The following is a 14,543-nucleotide window of genomic DNA, read 5'->3' on the forward strand; positions in this document are numbered from 1 at the left end:
CAGCGCCGCACATCGTGAGGATGATGGCCGCATGGACCCCGAGTTCGCGGCATACCTCGAGCGGGTGCGGAGCCACCGGGCCGAGCTGGGCGAGTCGATGGCCGCGCTCGACGCGGCCCTGGCCCTGCCCGTCGGTCTCGGCTCCCTGTGGCGGCGCCGGGTGCGCGCCGCGCTCACCGAGCTCGCCCACGACCTGCGCGACCACCGCGCGGTCACCGAGGAGCCCGGAGGGCTCTACGCCGACGCCGTGTCCCGCGCCCCACGGCTCGCGTCGCTGGCCAAGCTGCAGATGAAGGAGCACCTCGACTTCATCGAGGTCGTCGAGCGGTTGCTGGGGGAGCGGGAGGCCGGCCTCCAGAGCCCGGATGCCGTTGCGGCACACCGCGAGGCGGCGACCGAGCTCGTGGGCCGCATCGTGCGTCACCGCCAGCGTGGAGCCGACCTCATCTACGAGGCGTACGAGGTGGACATCGGCGGGTCGGGCTAAGGGCCACGGCCGAGGGTTCCCGGGCCTCAGAAGTACCAGGGGAAGGGTGACCAGTCCGGCTCGCGCTTCTCGAGGAACTGGTCGCGTCCCTCGACGGCCTCGTCGGTCATGTAGGCGAGGCGGGTCGCCTCGCCGGCGAAGACCTGCTGGCCCATGAGCCCGTCGTCGGTGAGGTTGAAGGCGAACTTGAGCATCCGCTGCGCCTGGGGCGACTTCGACATGATCTCGCGGGCGACCTGCAGGGCGTCGGACTCGAGCTCCGCGTGGGCCGAGACGATGTTGACCGCGCCCATGCGGTGCATGTCGTCGGCGGTGTAGGTGCGGCCGAGGAAGAAGATCTCGCGGGCGAACTTCTGCCCGACCATCTTCGCGAGGTAGGCGCTGCCGTAGCCGCCGTCGAACGAGCCGACGTCGGAGTCGGTCTGCTTGAACCGGGCGTGCTCGCGCGAGGCCATCGTGAGGTCGCAGATGACGTGCAGCGAGTGGCCGCCGCCGGCCGCCCAGCCGCCCACGAGCGAGATGACGACCTTGGGCATGGTCCGGATGAGGCGCTGCACCTCGAGGATGTGGAGGCGCCCGCCCTCGGCCCTGACCCGGCGCTCGTCGACGCCCGCCGCCGTGTCGTCGTCGGCGCCCTCCGCGGCGTACTGGTAGCCGCTGCGCCCGCGGATGCGCTGGTCGCCGCCCGAGCAGAACGCCCACTTGCCCGCGCTGCCGGTGCCGGACGGACCCGGGCCGTTGCCGGTGAGGAGGACGACGCCGACGTCCGGGGTGCGGCGGGCGTGGTCGAGCGCGCGGTGGAGCTCGTCGACGGTGTGCGGCCGGAAGGCGTTGAGCACCTCGGGCCGGTCGAAGGCGATGCGCACGCAGCCGAGGTCCCGTGCCCGGTGGTAGGTGATGTCGGTGAAGTCGAAGCCCTCGACCTCGTCCCACGCCGCCGGGTCGAACGTCTCGCTCACGCCTTCGATCGCAGTCACGCGGGCGAGCCTATCCGGGCGTGGTCGGCCTCGCTCCGGCGTCGCAGGAGCAGCCTGTGGAGAACTCCGCAGTCGTCTCGAGGATCTCTGGGACGGTGGGGCGCAGCGGCAGTCGAGCCGCGGGGACCGAAGGAGCTGCTGTGAGGGACAACATCGTGAACCTCGGCCGGTCGCACCAGGAGGGGCCGTACCCGGACTGGGGACCCAACGACCTCGACCCCTACGCGGACGACCACCTCGGCCCGGGACACGGCGGCGGCTCGCTGGGCGACCTTCTCGAGGTGGTCGTCATCGACGACCACGTGGTCGACGTGCGTCGTCGGCCGGTCGACGGCACCGGCTACGAGTGCGCGGCGCTGGAGCTGGGCCGTGGGCGACCCGTCGTCCGGGCGCCAGCGACGCCGCCGGAGCCGCCCCGTCACGAGAAGGTGCTGACCTGGCTCGGACTGCTCGTCGGCGGCGAGGGCCCGCTGCTCGCGCTCGAGCCGACGCCGCTGCCGGATGAACCACTGCAGGTCGGCGGACTGTCCGAGCAGGCGCGAGGCACGATCCTGCGCGTCGACGCCGAGCTGACCAGGGTGACGGACCTCCTGCTGGGGGCCGAGGTCCGCACGGCCGCGCGGCGACTCCTGGTGCGTGCGGTCACGGCTCAACCCACGCTCCTGCGCTCCACGGCGTCCGAGGAGGTCGTGGCGTGCGCAGCCCTGACCGCGGTCGCCAGGGCCAACGACCTGGTCGGACCCGGCCGCGTCGTCCCCGTGTCCCTGCTGCGGACGATGTTCAACCTCCGTTCGTCCCCCAACGACAAGGTGCAGGCGTTGGCGCGGGCGGTGGCCCCGGAGACCGCTTTCCTCGCCGGCTGGGACCGGCCCGGGTTCGACGTCACGGTGCTGGGGTCCGAGGACTACCTCGTCGGCTCGTTCCGACGGGCGGTCGTCCTGGCGCGTGACGCGGCCCTCCGGCTGCGCGCGACCACCGAGGCCGCCACCGCCCCCGACCCCGACCCCGCCCCCGCGGACGCCCTCCCGGAGTAGGTTCGCCGGCATGGCCCTGCTCTGGTACACGCTCGTCGTCGACAGCCACGACATGTCGGCCCAGGCCCGGTGGTGGGCGGAGACGCTCGACTGGAAGGTCGGGTACGAGGACGACGAGGAGGTCGTCATCGCCCCGCACGACGCGACCGGGGATCCGGTGGCGACGCTGGCGGAGTGGCGGCGCCGGCCGCAGGAGCTCGTCTTCGTCCGTGTCGAGGAGACCAAGACCCTCAAGAACCGGCTCCACATCGACCTCGCCCCCCACACGAGCCAGGACCGCGACGCCGAGATCACCGCCCTCCTCGAGCGCGGGGCCACCCGTGTCGACGTCGGCCAGCCCGACGACGTCACGTGGACCGTGCTCGCCGACCCGGAGGGCAACGAGTTCTGCGTCCTCTCCTCGCGCGACCGGTGACCGACCCGTCGCTCGACGACCTGCTCGGCTCCGTGCGGGTCGTGTCCATCCCGTTGCGCGTGCGCTTCCGCGGGGTGACCGAGCGCGAGGTGGCGCTGGTCGAGGGGCCGGCGGGGTGGGGTGAGTTCGGTCCCTTCCTCGAGTACGGGCCGGCCGAGTCCGCACGGTGGCTGTCCGCCGCGGTCGAGGCGGCCTGGCACGGCTGGCCCGCTGCGCTGCGGGACACCGTCCCCGTCAACGCGACGGTGCCCGCCGTGGCTCCCGACGCCGTGCCCGGTGTCCTCGCGCGCTTCCCGGGCTGCACGACCGCCAAGGTCAAGGTCGCCGAGCGCGGGCAGTCGCCCGACGACGACGTCGACCGGGTGGCAGCCGTGCGCGACGCCATGGGGTCGCACGCGCGCATCCGGGTCGACGCCAACGGCGGCTGGGACGTCGCCACGGCGACCGCGGTGCTGCGGCGGCTCGCCGCGCACGACCTCGAGTACGCCGAGCAGCCCTGCAGCACCGTCGAGGAGCTGCGCGACCTCCGGATCGCCCTGGCGCGGCGTCGGATCGACGTGCCCGTCGCCGCCGACGAGTCGATCCGCAAGGCCGAGGACCCGATGCGCGTGCGGGACCTCGACGCCGCCGACCTCATCGTCATCAAGGCGGCGCCGCTGGGCGGGGTGCGGCGGGCGCTCGAGATCGTCGCCGAGTGCGGGCTCCCGGCCGTCGTGTCCTCCGCCCTGGACACCAGTGTCGGCATGGCGGCTGGGGTGGCGCTCGCGGCCGCGCTGCCGCGGCTCGACCACGCGTGCGGTCTCGGCACGGTGGCGCTGCTCGACGGCGACGTCACCACCGCGTCGCTCGTCCCGGTCGACGGGCAGCTCCCGGTCCGCCGGGTCGCGGCCGATCCCGACCTCCTCGACCGTCACGCCGCACCACCCGACCGCGTCCGCTGGTGGCTCGACCGCCTCACTGCCGCATGGGAGCTCGCATGATCGACATCCGCTGGGTCTGGGCCTTCCTCGACACCCCCACGCCCGACGCCGAGCAGTCGTGGGCGTTCTGGGCCACCGTGACCCGCTCGCGCCTCTCGGAGCCGCGGGGTGAGCGCCGCGAGTTCGCGACCCTCCTGCCCGAGCGTGGGGACGCCTGGGTCAAGGTGCAGCGGGTCCTCGAGGGCGGTGGCGTGCACGTCGACCTCGACGTCGAGGTCCCGCTCCCCGAGGCGGCCGCCGAGGCCACCCGGCTCGGTGCGGTCGAGGTCGCCCGTCACGACGAGGTCGTCGTGCTGCGCTCGCCGGGAGGCATGACCTTCTGCCTCACCTCGTGGGCCAACGCCGGGTCGGCCCTGCAGCAGGTCCGAGAAGGCCAGCCCGACCTGCTCGACCAGGTCTGCCTCGACGTCCCGTCCGGGTCCTTCGCCCGGGAGGTCGCCTTCTGGGAGACCCTCACCGGCTGGCCGAAACGGCCCGGCTCGCTGCCGGAGTTCGTCTCGCTGACGCGACCGGACGGCATACCCGTGCGGTTCCTGCTGCAGCGGCTGGGCGAGCCCACGGGCACCGTCTCCGCCCATGTCGACCTCGCCGCCCGGGACCGCGGCGCCACCCGCGAGGCGCACGTCGCCGCGGGCGCGGAGGTCGTCTCGGAGCACGAGTTCTGGACGGTGATGCACGACCCGGTCGGACGCACCTACTGCCTCACCGACCGGCGGCCCTGAGTTCGCACGACTCCCGGGCCACGCACAGGCAGGCCCCTTAACCTGAGCCCGGACGAGCGGATGGAGGGTCGATGGCGACCAAGGGCCTCAAGGGTCGGCGCAGTGCGCTCGAGCGTGCGCGGTCGGCCTGGGCGGAGCGCGCGGACCGCCCGGACCGGCTCGGGACGCGCTCGCACGCGAGCGACGTGCCGGACACGATCGTCGACAGCTGGGACCGCAGCGCCGGCCACGTCCCCGAGGGCGTCACCGAGGCGCCGATGGCGGATCCGGACCAGACCCGGGCCGAGTTCGAGGACTCGCCGCTCCACGTCGCCGTCGGCAACATCTCGAGCGAGCTGCGCCGCGCCGCCGAGGACGGCGACCTCGTCGTCGCCATCACCGACCGTGACACCCGGATCCTGTGGACCTACGGCGGCCGGGTGATGAGGCGCAAGGCCGAGCGGGTCAACTTCGTCGCCGGGGGCCGGTGGGACGAGGAGAGCGTCGGGACCAACGCCCTCAGCCTGGCGCAGCGGACGGGCCGCACGCAGACGGTGTTCTCCGCGGAGCACTACGCCCCGATCGTCCACAACTGGGTGTGCTGGGCGGCCCCCGTGCACGACCCGACCACCGGTGAGCAGATCGGTGTGCTCGACCTGTCGACCACGTGGGACCGCACCCACCCCATCGGTGCGGCGACCGCGACGGCGCTGGCCGCGCTCCTCGAGCGCGAGATCCCGCGCGGGGGTCTCGCCGGCGCCGCGCCGCGGGTCGGCAGCGGCCTGACCCTGCGCATCCTCGGAGCGGCCGAGGCACACCTTGACGGCACCCGGCTGCTCCTCACCCGGCGGCAGAGCGAGATCATCGCCCTCCTGGCCCTGCACCCCGAGGGGCTCACCCTCGACGCACTGCACGCGGCGCTCTACGGCGACGCCCGCGTGTCGGCGTCCACGCTCAAGGCCGAGGTGTCGCACCTGCGCCAGGCCCTCGGGGGGCGCCTCGCCTCACGCCCCTACCGGCTCGACCTTCGGGTGACGTGCGACGCCGTCACCGTGATGGAGGCCGTCCGTGCCCGCGACGTCGAGCGGGCGGTCGAGCACTACGGCGGCGACCTCGTGCCCGGGACCGACTCGCCCGAGCTCACCTCGACGGGGGAGTACCTCGCGGTGGCCGTGCGGGAGTCGCTGCTCGCCGACCCGCGCCCCGACGTCGTCGCCCGCTACGCCCGCGCGGTCCCGTGGGACACCGAGGTCGTCGAGCGCGCGCTCGCAGTCCTCGGCGACCGGCCGCACCCTGCTCGCGCCGAGCTCGCCGCGCACCTCGCCGCCGGCCGCTGAGCGCCGACCAACCTCCGACCAACCCACGCCGACCTAGCGTCCGCAGCAGGTGGTGACGCACTGGCGCGTCGCCGCAAGGACAAGGAGGTCCGGTCATGGTGTTTGCACCCCCCAACGCGGACGGCTCGAAGGTGACCCTGCCGTCGCAGCTCGACAACTTCATCGGTGGCAAGTGGGTCCCCGCCCAGGACGGTGAGACGTTCGAGGACATCTCACCCGTCGACGGCAAGGCGTTCGTCCTGGTCGCCCGCAGCAAGGCAGCCGACATCGACGCCGCGGTCCAGGCCGCGACCGACGCCAAGGACGCCTGGGGCCGCACGTCGACGACGGAGCGGAGCAACATCCTGCTCAAGATCGCCGACCGGCTCGAGAGCCACCTCGAGGAGCTCGCCGTCCTCGAGGCGTGGGAGAACGGCAAGCCGGTCCGCGAGACCCTCGCCGCCGACCTCCCGCTGGCGATCGACCACTTCCGCTACTTCGCCGGATGCATCCGCGCCCAGGAGGGCGGGATCTCCGAGATCGACCACGACACGATGGCCTACCACTTCCACGAGCCGCTCGGCGTCGTCGGCCAGATCATCCCGTGGAACTTCCCCATCCTCATGGCGACGTGGAAGCTCGCACCCGCGCTCGCCGCCGGCAACTGCGTCATCCTCAAGCCAGCCGAGCAGACCCCCGCGTCGATCCTGCGGGTCGTCGAGATCATCGCCGACCTGCTCCCCGACGGTGTCCTCAACGTGGTCAACGGCTTCGGTGTCGAGGCCGGCAAGCCGCTCGCCTCGCACCCGGGCATCAACAAGGTGGCCTTCACCGGTGAGACGACGACCGGCCGGCTGATCATGCAGTACGCCTCGCAGAACATCATCCCGGTGACCCTCGAGCTCGGCGGCAAGAGCCCGAACGTCTTCTTCGAGGACGTCATGGCAGCCGACGACGCGTTCCTCGACAAGGCGCTCGAGGGCTTCACGATGTTCGCGCTCAACCAGGGCGAGGTGTGCACCTGCCCGTCGCGGGCCCTCGTCCAGGAGTCCATCTACGACGAGTTCATGGACAAGGCCATCGCCCGCGTCAACGCGATCACCGTGGGCAACCCGCTCGACCCCAACGTCATGGTCGGCGCGCAGGCGAGCAACGACCAGTACGAGAAGATTCTCAGCTACCTCGACATCGGCAAGCAGGAGGGCGCCAAGGTCCTCACCGGTGGCAACCGGCGCACTGTCGAGGGCCTCGAGGGCGGGTTCTACATCGAGCCGACCGTGTTCGAGGGCGACAACTCGATGCGCGTCTTCCAGGAGGAGATCTTCGGACCTGTCCTGTCGGTGACGAAGTTCAGCGACCGCGACGACGCCCTGCGCCTCGCCAACGACACCCTCTACGGGCTGGGAGCCGGCGTCTGGTCGCGAGACACGAACACGGCATACCGGATGGGTCGGGGGATCGAAGCGGGACGCGTCTGGGTCAACTGCTACCACCAGTACCCCGCCCACGCCGCGTTCGGTGGCTACAAGCAGTCCGGTATCGGCCGCGAGAACCACAAGATGATGCTCGACCACTACCAGCAGACCAAGAACCTCCTGGTCAGCTACAGCCCCGACAAGCTCGGCTTCTTCTGAGATGGCCGAGGCACCGGCGACGACCCGCGTCGACCTCACCGCCACCGCTGCCGTGCTCCTCGAACGGCTCGAGCGGATCCACGGACCGCTGATGTTCCACCAGTCCGGTGGGTGCTGCGACGGGTCGTCCCCGATGTGCTTCCCGGACGGCGACTTCATCACCTCGGACGCCGACGTGCTCCTCGGCACGTTGGCGCCCGAGGGGGTGACGCCCATCGAGTTCTGGATGAGCCTGGCGCAGTACGAGTACTGGAAGCACACCCACCTCACCGTCGACGTCGTGCCCGGCCGCGGCTCGGGGTTCTCCGTCGAGGCGCCGGAGGGCGTGCGCTTCCTCATCCGCTCGCGGCTCATGACCGAGGAGGAGCTCACCGCCTTCGGGCTGCTCTGAGCGCGGCCGTCGGCCTCGCCGTAGGCTCACCCGCGTGCCGCTGCTCCTCGACCTGGAACCGCTGCGGAGCAACCTCGACTACCGCCGGCTGTATGCCGGGTTCACCCTGTCGAACGTCGGCTCCCAGCTCGCGGTGGTCGCCATCGGGCTCCAGGTCTACGAGCTGACCGGCTCCACCGCCTCGGTCGGTCTCGTCGGCCTCTTCGCCCTCGTCCCGCTCGTCGTCATGGGGCTCTACGGCGGCTCGCTCGTCGACCACTTCGACCGGCGGGTCGTCGGGCTCGCCGCGCAGTCGGTGGCGTTCGTCGTCAGCCTGCTGTGCGCTCTCCAGGCCTGGCTGGGCAACACGGAGGTGTGGGTGCTCTACGTCCTCGTCGCCGCGTGGAACGCCGCCTTCGCCGTGTCGTCCCCGGCTCGCACGTCGATCTACCCGCGGATCCTCCGGCGCGACCAGCTGCCCGCGGCCAACGCCCTGTCGGTCTTCGCGATGAACGCGTCGATGACGGTCGGCCCGTTGCTTGCGGGGGTGCTCGTCGACGTCGGCGGCTTCCGGACGGCGTACACGGTCGACGCGGTCATCACGACCGCGGCGCTCTGGGGGCTCGCCCGGCTGCGCTCGCTGCCGCCCGAGCCGGCCGAGACCCCCGATGGCGCCGGGGACGCCGCGGCGACGGGGACGGCGAGCGGGGCGGCGAGGCGAGCACCCGGCATACGGTCCGTGCTCGACGGCTTCGCGTTCCTCGCGACCCGGCCGAACGTCCGCATGACCTTCCTCGCCGACATCGCCGCGATGGTCCTCGCGCAGCCGCGCGTGCTCTTCCCCGCTGCGGGGGCGCTGATCTTCGGGGGCGGGGCAACCACCGTGGGGGCGCTCTCGGCGGCCGCGGCGGTCGGCGGCATCGGAGCGATGTTCTTCTCGGGCCGGCTCGGCTCGGTCCGCCGCCAGGGTCTCGCGATCCTCGTGTCCATCGTCGGGTGGGGCGCGGCCATCGCCGGGTTGGGTGCGGCGATGCTCATGGCCGGTGACGTCCTCACCCGTGGGCAGGCCCTCTGGGCGGGGCTGGTCGCCATGGCGCTCGCCGGGGCCGCAGACTCGGTGAGCGCGGTGTTCCGGACGACGATCCTGCAGTCCGCGACCCCCGACCACCTGCGCGGCCGTCTGCAGGGCGTCTTCATCGTCGTGGTCGCGGGCGGCCCGCGCCTCGGGGACGTCATCGGCGGGTTCGTCGCGGAGCACGTGGGTGAGGGGCGGACGGCGGTGCTCGGCGGGGTCGCCTGCGTCGTCGCCATCGTCGTCCTCGCGCGCGTCCAGCCTGGCTTCACGCGCTACGACGCGCGGCACCCGACGCCGTAGGCGGGGAGCGCCGAACGGTCAGACCTCGAGGCCGATGAGGGCGTTCTCGACGACCTCGGCGAGGGCCGGGTGGATCCAGTACTGGCCGCGTGCGACCTCTCCCGCCGGCTGCCCGAAGGACGCGGCCTGGATGAGCGGCTGGATGAGCGTGGACGCGTGCGGCCCCAGGCAGTGCGCGCTGAGGAGCAGGCCGGTCTCGGGGTCCGCGCACACCGTGAGGATCCCCGTGGTGTCCTCGAGCGCCCACCCGTACGCGGTGTCGCCGAACGCCTGCGTGTAGTCGACGTACGGGGTGCCGGCCCCGTCGAGCTCGGCGCGGGTGGGACCGAACGCGGCGATCTGCGGGTGCCCGAACACGGCGTGCGGCACGAAGCGGTGGTCGGCCTCCATCGGCTCACCCTCGCGGCGTCCGGTGTCGACGGCGAGGTTGTGCGCGACGACCCGGGCCTCGTGGTTGGCGACGTGCTTGAGCTGCCACGCGTTCGCGACGTCACCGAGGGCCCACACGCCGTCCGCGGTGGTGCGCTGCTGCGCGTCGACGACGACGACGCCGCGCGCGTCGAGCTCGATGCCGCCGGCCTCGACGCGGAGCCGTGAGCCGTTCGGGGTGCGGCCGACCGCGACGAGCACGGCGTCGACCTCGACGTCGGTGTCCCCGTCGAGCCCCTTGAGGGCGAGCGTCCACGTGCCGGCGTCGCTGCGGGAGGCGGAGGTGACCTGCGTCTCGAGGCGGAGGTCGTGGCGGCCACGGGCCAGCTCGGTGTAGCGGCGGGAGATCTCGGCGTCCTCGGTGCGCAGGAGCGCGCCGGAGCGCTGGATCTGGGTGACCTCGACGCCGAGCGCCGCGAAGACGTGGGCGAACTCGCAGGCGACGAACCCGCCGCCGACGATCGCGATCCGGCGGGGGAGCTCGTCCATCCGCATGACGGTGTCGCTCGTGTGGACCCCGCGGTCCGGGGCGACGCGGTCGAGCCCGTCGACCTCGAGGAGGTCGGCGCGGGAACCGGCGGCGACGACGACCCGGTCGGCGGTGATCTCCTCACCCGTCGACAGCGCGAGGTGCCGCGGTCCGACGAACTCGGCGGTGGCGGCATACACGGTGACGAAACCCTGGCTTCGGCGGTAGCGCTCGCCGCCGGCCGAGATCTGGTCGATGCGGTCGGTGAAGATGCGGTCGCGGATGGCCGGCCAGTCGACGGTGACCTCGCCGTCGATGGTCACACCCAGTCGGGCGGCGTCGCGGCTCTCGAGCACGCGGTCGGCGGGCAGGACGAGCATCTTGGTCGGGATGCACCCGACATTGAGGCAGGTGCCGCCGAAGGTCCCCTCCTCGACGATCGCGATGTCGAGCCCTTCGAGCTCGGGAGTGACGAGCGAGTTCCCCGACCCGGTGCCGATGATGATGAGGTCGTGGTGCGTGGCCATGCCGATCAGCGTATGCCGCCCGCTCACCTCCCTCGGTCGGGTGCGCCCCGCGCGGGGGCGGGGGCTCGTCCACAGAGGTCCGTCGGTGCGCCGGGGATCCACAGGTGGAGGCGGGCCACTGGTCGTGCCCGCCCGGTCGGAGTGGGATGTCGGCATGAACGAGGCGAGTGAGCTGCGGCGCAGGGCGGCCAGGTGGCGGGCGACGGCGGAGGTGACGCGCACCGAGATGCGCACGCTTCGGACGCTGGCGACGCTCACGTGGCGGGGCGAGTCGGCAGGGGCCTTCCGGGAGGTGCTGGGCCGACGGGTGCGCGAGCTCGGGGAGCTCGCCGACCGTGAGGACGCCGTCGCCGACCTGCTCGACCGGGTCGCGGCGGTGGTGGAGCAGGCCGCGTGAGCGACCTCGAGGTCGTCGGTGGGCTCGGCGGCCTCGAGGTGGCGGTCGAGGACCTGCGTCGGGCCGCCGCAGGTCTGCGCCGCTGCGCCGCGGTGCTCGACGACTGGCTGGGTCCCAACTGGGAGGTCGCCCCGTGGCTGTCGCTCCACGTGCCGCCGGTCCCGCCGGCCCTGCCGTTGCTGTCCGCCGTGACCGTTCAGGTCACCCGGGCCCGGGCGGAGTCTGGCGAGCTGCGTCGGTGGGTGGCCTCGACCGCCGTCCGGCTCCGCGACCTGGCGGACGCGACGGCGCGGGCGGCGGACGGGTTCGAGGCCGTCGAGGCGCGCAACCGCGCCCTCGTCGGGGCCGTCCACGACCAGGCGATGGTCGTCGCGCGGATCGTCACCGCGGCGACCGGGCGCGCGTTCGGGCTGCTCGACGAGGGGACCGGCTGGGAGGTCGCGGTGACCGCCGCCCGCACGCGGGACGGGGTGGTCGTGCCGGTCCCCACCTCGGCCGAGACCCTGCTGGCCGGTGTCGAGTCGCTGGCCGTCGAGGGGCGGGTGCGTGTCGTCGAGGTGCCGACGGCCGACGGCTCGACGACCTGGGTGGTGCAGGTCCCCGGCACCCACGGCTCGTGGTTCGAGGGCGGCTCGGTGCCGATGGACTGGCCCGCGAACGTCTCCCTCATGCTCGCCGCGACGAGCGCGTCCGCGGTCGCGGCGACGACGGCGCTCGACCGCGCCCAGGCGGGGCGGGCCCGCCCCGGCGACCGCGTCGTCCTCGTCGGACACAGCCAGGGAGGGCTCGTGGCGGCGGCGCTCGCGTCCGACCCGGCGTTCGGTCGGCGCCACCGGGTGACCCACGTCGTCACGGCCGGGTCGCCCATCGACGAGTTCCCCATCCCGGCGTCCATCGACGTGCTGTCCCTGCAGCACCGCGGAGACCCCGTGCACGCGCTCGACGTCTCCCCGCCGCCCGACCGACGCACCTGGACCACGGTCGTCGCCACCCCGGCGGCCCGGTCGCTCCCGAATGGCGGACCGGTGGCGGCCCATGCGCTGGGTGCGTACCGCTCGACGGCCGCGGCCGTGGACCGCTCGGATGACGTGTCGCTGCAACGGTGGCGTGCCGGAGTCGCACCTGCACTGACGTCGCGCACCGGCTCGGTGCCGGTGGTGCATGAGTTCCGCTCCGAGCGACGGTGGCACAATCGCGACTCGTGACCCCCTCGCTGCTCTTCCGCCGTGTCGCCATCGCCGAGGCCATCACCTGGGCCCTGCTGCTCGTCGGCATGTTCCTCAAGTACGTCACCGAGACCACCGACCTGGGGGTGCGCGTCTTCGGGATGGTGCACGGGGTCGTCTTCATCGCCTACGGCCTCGTCGCCCTCGTCACCTGGGTCAACCAGCGGTGGCCGCTCGGGGTCGGCCTGCTCGCCGTCCTCAGCGCGGTCCCGCCCTTCGCGACGATCGTCTTCGACCGCCGTGCCGAGGCGTCCGGGCTGCTCGAGGGGCCGTGGCGCTTCGGCGACGGCGGGGAGTCGCCGACGTCCCTCCCGGAGAAGGTCGTCGCCCGGCTCACCCGCCAGCCCGCGCTCGCCGCCGTCGTCGGCGTGATCGCCGTCGCCTCCCTGACCGGGGTCGCCCTCGTCGTCGGCCCCCCGGCATCGGGCAGCTGATGAATCCCTCCACCGCGCTCGCTCGGGTCCTCGTCGACGAGCTGGTCCGCGGTGGGGTGCGTGACGTCGTCCTCGCTCCCGGGTCGCGCTCGGCACCCCTGGCGTATGCCGTCCAGCAGGCCGAGCGCGCGGGTCGCCTGCGCCTCCACGTCCGGGTGGACGAGCGCACCGCGGGGTTCCTCGCCCTCGGGCTCGCGAAGGGCTCGGGACTCCCGGTCCCCGTCATCACCACCTCCGGGACGGCGGTCGCGAACCTGCACCCCGCCGTCCTCGAGGCCCACCACACGGGGGTGCCCCTCGTCGTCCTCTCCGCAGACCGGCCGCACGAGCTGCGTGGGACCGGCGCCAACCAGACGACGACCCAGCCGGGGATCTTCGGGTCCGCGGTCCGCTGGTCCGCCGACCTCCCGGCCCCGGAGTCGGTCGAGTCCGTCGGCGCGTTCCACCGCTCGACCGTGTGCCGCGCCCTCGCCGCAGCGCTCGACCTGCTGGGCAGCGGCGGTGCTGCTTCCCACCGCGGGCCGGCCCACCTCAACGTCTCCTTTCGCGATCCTTTGACCCCCGACCTGTTGCGCCACAGCGACACTCCGGGCCCGGACTCGGGGTCCTCCGCGACGCCGGGGCGCGCTGGGTCGGACGTGCACGAGGGGCGGGCGGACGGGCTGCCGTGGGTGATGCCGCCGGCGCCGTCGATGGCCATGTCGTGGGGCGGCGTCGAGCACGTCCCACGGACGCTCGTCGTCCTCGGTGACCTGGGCTCCGTCATCCCCTCGCAGCAGGTGCTGGACTGGGCCCGCCGACACGGCTACCCCGTGGTCGCCGAGCCGTTCGGCGACCACGACCGCGAGGGGACGGCACCGCACGGTCCCCTCCTGCTCACCGCTCAGGACTGGCTCGCGTCCCACAGGCCGGACCGTGTCCTCGTCGCCGGACGCGTCACCCTGTCCCGGGCGGTCGCGGCCCTGCTGCGCACGGCCGGCGTGCGCGTGGAGGTCTGCACCACGAGCGCCGACTGGCCGGACCCCGGCCACGTCGTCCACGCGGTCCACCCGATCTCCGCGCTCCTCGACTCCAACGACGCGATGGCCGACGACGCCTGGGCGGCGTCGTGGCGGGATGCCGGATCGACGGTGGCACAGGCGGTCTCGGCGTCAACAGCCGAGTGGGGCACCGGACTCGCCGTCGGCTCGCTCGTGGGGGAGTCGCTGCCCGAGGGCGCCCGGCTCTTCGTCGGCTCGTCGAACCCGGTGCGCGACCTCGACCTCGGCATGGCGCCGCGCGGCGCACGGCTGTCGGTGGTCGCCAACCGAGGGCTCGCCGGCATCGACGGGTGCCTGTCGACGGCGATCGGGCTCGCCCTGACGACCGACGCCCCGAGCTACGCGTGGGTGGGCGACCTCACCTTCCTCCACGACGCCAACGCGCTGGCCATCGGCCCGGACGAACCGCACCCGGACCTCACGATCCTCGTCACCAACGACGGGGGCGGCGGGATCTTCCGCACCCTCGAGCACGGTGCGCCGGAGCGCAGCGCCGACTTCGGCCGCATCTTCGGCACGCCGACCGGGACCGACTTCGAGGCACTGTGCCGCGCACACGGCATACGTCACGTCCTGGCGCGGACCCGCGAGGAGGCGGCGGCCGCACTGTCCGCGGCACCGGAGGGGATCACCGTCGTCGAGGTGCCGGTCGACCCGGAGTCGCACCGCGAGGCACACGCCGAGCTGCGGCGCGTGGCCCGCGAGGCGCTGGCGATTTCGGGCTGAGCGCCC

15 protein-coding genes are annotated in these 14,543 nt (G+C 73.3%); 13 read left to right on the plus strand and 2 right to left on the minus strand.

Annotation, left to right across the window (positions count from 1 at the left end; all coding sequences use genetic code 11):
• The first annotated feature begins 31 nt into the window (after positions 1–31).
• Positions 32–487, plus strand: coding sequence for a hypothetical protein (locus N801_RS00100; RefSeq protein ID WP_035931474.1), 456 nt, complete (start codon positions 32–34; stop codon positions 485–487).
• A 26-nt stretch (positions 488–513) separates the two neighbouring features.
• Here the strand turns inward: N801_RS00100 and N801_RS00105 are convergent, their stop codons facing one another.
• On the minus strand, positions 514–1,464 hold the full coding sequence (locus N801_RS00105; protein ID WP_035931476.1) for a 1,4-dihydroxy-2-naphthoyl-CoA synthase: 951 nt from the start codon (positions 1,462–1,464) through the stop codon (positions 514–516).
• A gap of 140 nt (positions 1,465–1,604) precedes the next feature.
• On the opposite strand from N801_RS00105, the gene N801_RS19450 reads away from it, so the two are divergent.
• The 8 genes from N801_RS19450 to N801_RS00150 all read left to right on the plus strand — a co-directional run bounded on the left by N801_RS19450 (position 1,605) and on the right by N801_RS00150 (position 9,289).
• Positions 1,605–2,498, plus strand: a complete 894-nt coding sequence (locus N801_RS19450; protein ID WP_052112448.1) for a hypothetical protein — start codon at positions 1,605–1,607, stop codon at positions 2,496–2,498.
• 10 nt (positions 2,499–2,508) lie between these two features.
• Positions 2,509–2,913, plus strand: coding sequence for a VOC family protein (locus N801_RS00120; protein ID WP_035931485.1), 405 nt, complete (start codon positions 2,509–2,511; stop codon positions 2,911–2,913).
• Positions 2,910–3,893: an o-succinylbenzoate synthase gene (locus tag N801_RS00125; protein WP_035931500.1), complete on the plus strand. Its 984-nt coding sequence runs from the start codon at positions 2,910–2,912 to the stop codon at positions 3,891–3,893. The genes N801_RS00120 and N801_RS00125 overlap by 4 nt, the downstream gene beginning before the upstream one ends.
• Positions 3,890–4,615 (plus strand): VOC family protein, encoded by a 726-nt coding sequence (locus tag N801_RS00130; RefSeq protein WP_211254644.1) that lies wholly within the window; start codon positions 3,890–3,892, stop codon positions 4,613–4,615. The genes N801_RS00125 and N801_RS00130 overlap by 4 nt, the downstream gene beginning before the upstream one ends.
• Positions 4,616–4,686: 71 nt before the next feature.
• Positions 4,687–5,931 (plus strand): sigma-54-dependent transcriptional regulator family protein, encoded by a 1,245-nt coding sequence (locus N801_RS00135; RefSeq protein ID WP_035931509.1) that lies wholly within the window; start codon positions 4,687–4,689, stop codon positions 5,929–5,931.
• A gap of 95 nt (positions 5,932–6,026) precedes the next feature.
• Positions 6,027–7,544: an acetaldehyde dehydrogenase ExaC gene (exaC, locus tag N801_RS00140; RefSeq protein ID WP_035931512.1), complete on the plus strand. Its 1,518-nt coding sequence runs from the start codon at positions 6,027–6,029 to the stop codon at positions 7,542–7,544.
• Position 7,545: 1 nt separating this feature from the next.
• Positions 7,546–7,935, plus strand: a complete 390-nt coding sequence (locus tag N801_RS00145) for a DUF779 domain-containing protein (protein WP_035931514.1) — start codon at positions 7,546–7,548, stop codon at positions 7,933–7,935.
• A 34-nt stretch (positions 7,936–7,969) separates the two neighbouring features.
• Positions 7,970–9,289, plus strand: a complete 1,320-nt coding sequence (locus N801_RS00150; protein ID WP_035931516.1) for an MFS transporter — start codon at positions 7,970–7,972, stop codon at positions 9,287–9,289.
• Positions 9,290–9,307: 18 nt separating this feature from the next.
• Here the strand turns inward: N801_RS00150 and N801_RS00155 are convergent, their stop codons facing one another.
• On the minus strand, positions 9,308–10,714 hold the full coding sequence (locus tag N801_RS00155; protein ID WP_035931520.1) for a mycothione reductase: 1,407 nt from the start codon (positions 10,712–10,714) through the stop codon (positions 9,308–9,310).
• A gap of 154 nt (positions 10,715–10,868) precedes the next feature.
• Here N801_RS00155 and N801_RS00160 point away from each other — a divergent pair, with 154 nt between their 5' ends.
• Genes N801_RS00160 through menD form a run of 4 tightly spaced genes read left to right on the plus strand, consistent with a single transcriptional unit; the run spans position 10,869 to position 14,537 of the window.
• The gene (locus N801_RS00160; protein ID WP_035931526.1) at positions 10,869–11,111 is read left to right on the plus strand and encodes a hypothetical protein; all 243 of its coding nucleotides are present in this window, start codon (positions 10,869–10,871) and stop codon (positions 11,109–11,111) included.
• Complete coding sequence (locus N801_RS00165) at positions 11,108–12,316, plus strand: PGAP1-like alpha/beta domain-containing protein (RefSeq protein ID WP_035931529.1); 1,209 nt, start codon at positions 11,108–11,110, stop codon at positions 12,314–12,316. The genes N801_RS00160 and N801_RS00165 overlap by 4 nt, the downstream gene beginning before the upstream one ends.
• Positions 12,313–12,771, plus strand: a complete 459-nt coding sequence (locus N801_RS00170; protein WP_035931532.1) for a DUF3817 domain-containing protein — start codon at positions 12,313–12,315, stop codon at positions 12,769–12,771. Before N801_RS00165 ends, N801_RS00170 begins: the two co-directional genes overlap by 4 nt.
• Complete coding sequence (menD, locus tag N801_RS00175) at positions 12,771–14,537, plus strand: 2-succinyl-5-enolpyruvyl-6-hydroxy-3-cyclohexene-1-carboxylic-acid synthase (protein WP_035931535.1); 1,767 nt, start codon at positions 12,771–12,773, stop codon at positions 14,535–14,537. Before N801_RS00170 ends, menD begins: the two co-directional genes overlap by 1 nt.
• Positions 14,538–14,543: the final 6 nt, after the last annotated feature.

Origin of the sequence: Knoellia aerolata DSM 18566, assembly GCF_000768695.1 — a bacterium.
In the GTDB taxonomy this organism is placed as follows: domain Bacteria; phylum Actinomycetota; class Actinomycetes; order Actinomycetales; family Dermatophilaceae; genus Knoellia; species Knoellia aerolata.

Bases quoted from the DNA above. Each gene is read 5' to 3' on its own strand.
- N801_RS00120 (WP_035931485.1), top strand. From the start codon at position 2,509: ATGGCCCTGCTCTGGTACACGCTCGTCGTCGACAGCCACGACATGTCG.
- N801_RS00135 (WP_035931509.1), top strand. From the start codon at position 4,687: ATGGCGACCAAGGGCCTCAAGGGTCGGCGCAGTGCGCTCGAGCGTGCG.
- N801_RS00145 (WP_035931514.1), top strand. From the start codon at position 7,546: ATGGCCGAGGCACCGGCGACGACCCGCGTCGACCTCACCGCCACCGCT.
- N801_RS00130 (WP_211254644.1), top strand. From the start codon at position 3,890: ATGATCGACATCCGCTGGGTCTGGGCCTTCCTCGACACCCCCACGCCC.
- N801_RS00160 (WP_035931526.1), top strand. From the start codon at position 10,869: ATGAACGAGGCGAGTGAGCTGCGGCGCAGGGCGGCCAGGTGGCGGGCG.
- menD (WP_035931535.1), top strand. From the start codon at position 12,771: ATGAATCCCTCCACCGCGCTCGCTCGGGTCCTCGTCGACGAGCTGGTC.
- N801_RS00100 (WP_035931474.1), top strand. From the start codon at position 32: ATGGACCCCGAGTTCGCGGCATACCTCGAGCGGGTGCGGAGCCACCGG.
- N801_RS00155 (WP_035931520.1), bottom strand. From the start codon at position 10,714: ATGGCCACGCACCACGACCTCATCATCATCGGCACCGGGTCGGGGAAC.
- exaC (WP_035931512.1), top strand. From the start codon at position 6,027: ATGGTGTTTGCACCCCCCAACGCGGACGGCTCGAAGGTGACCCTGCCG.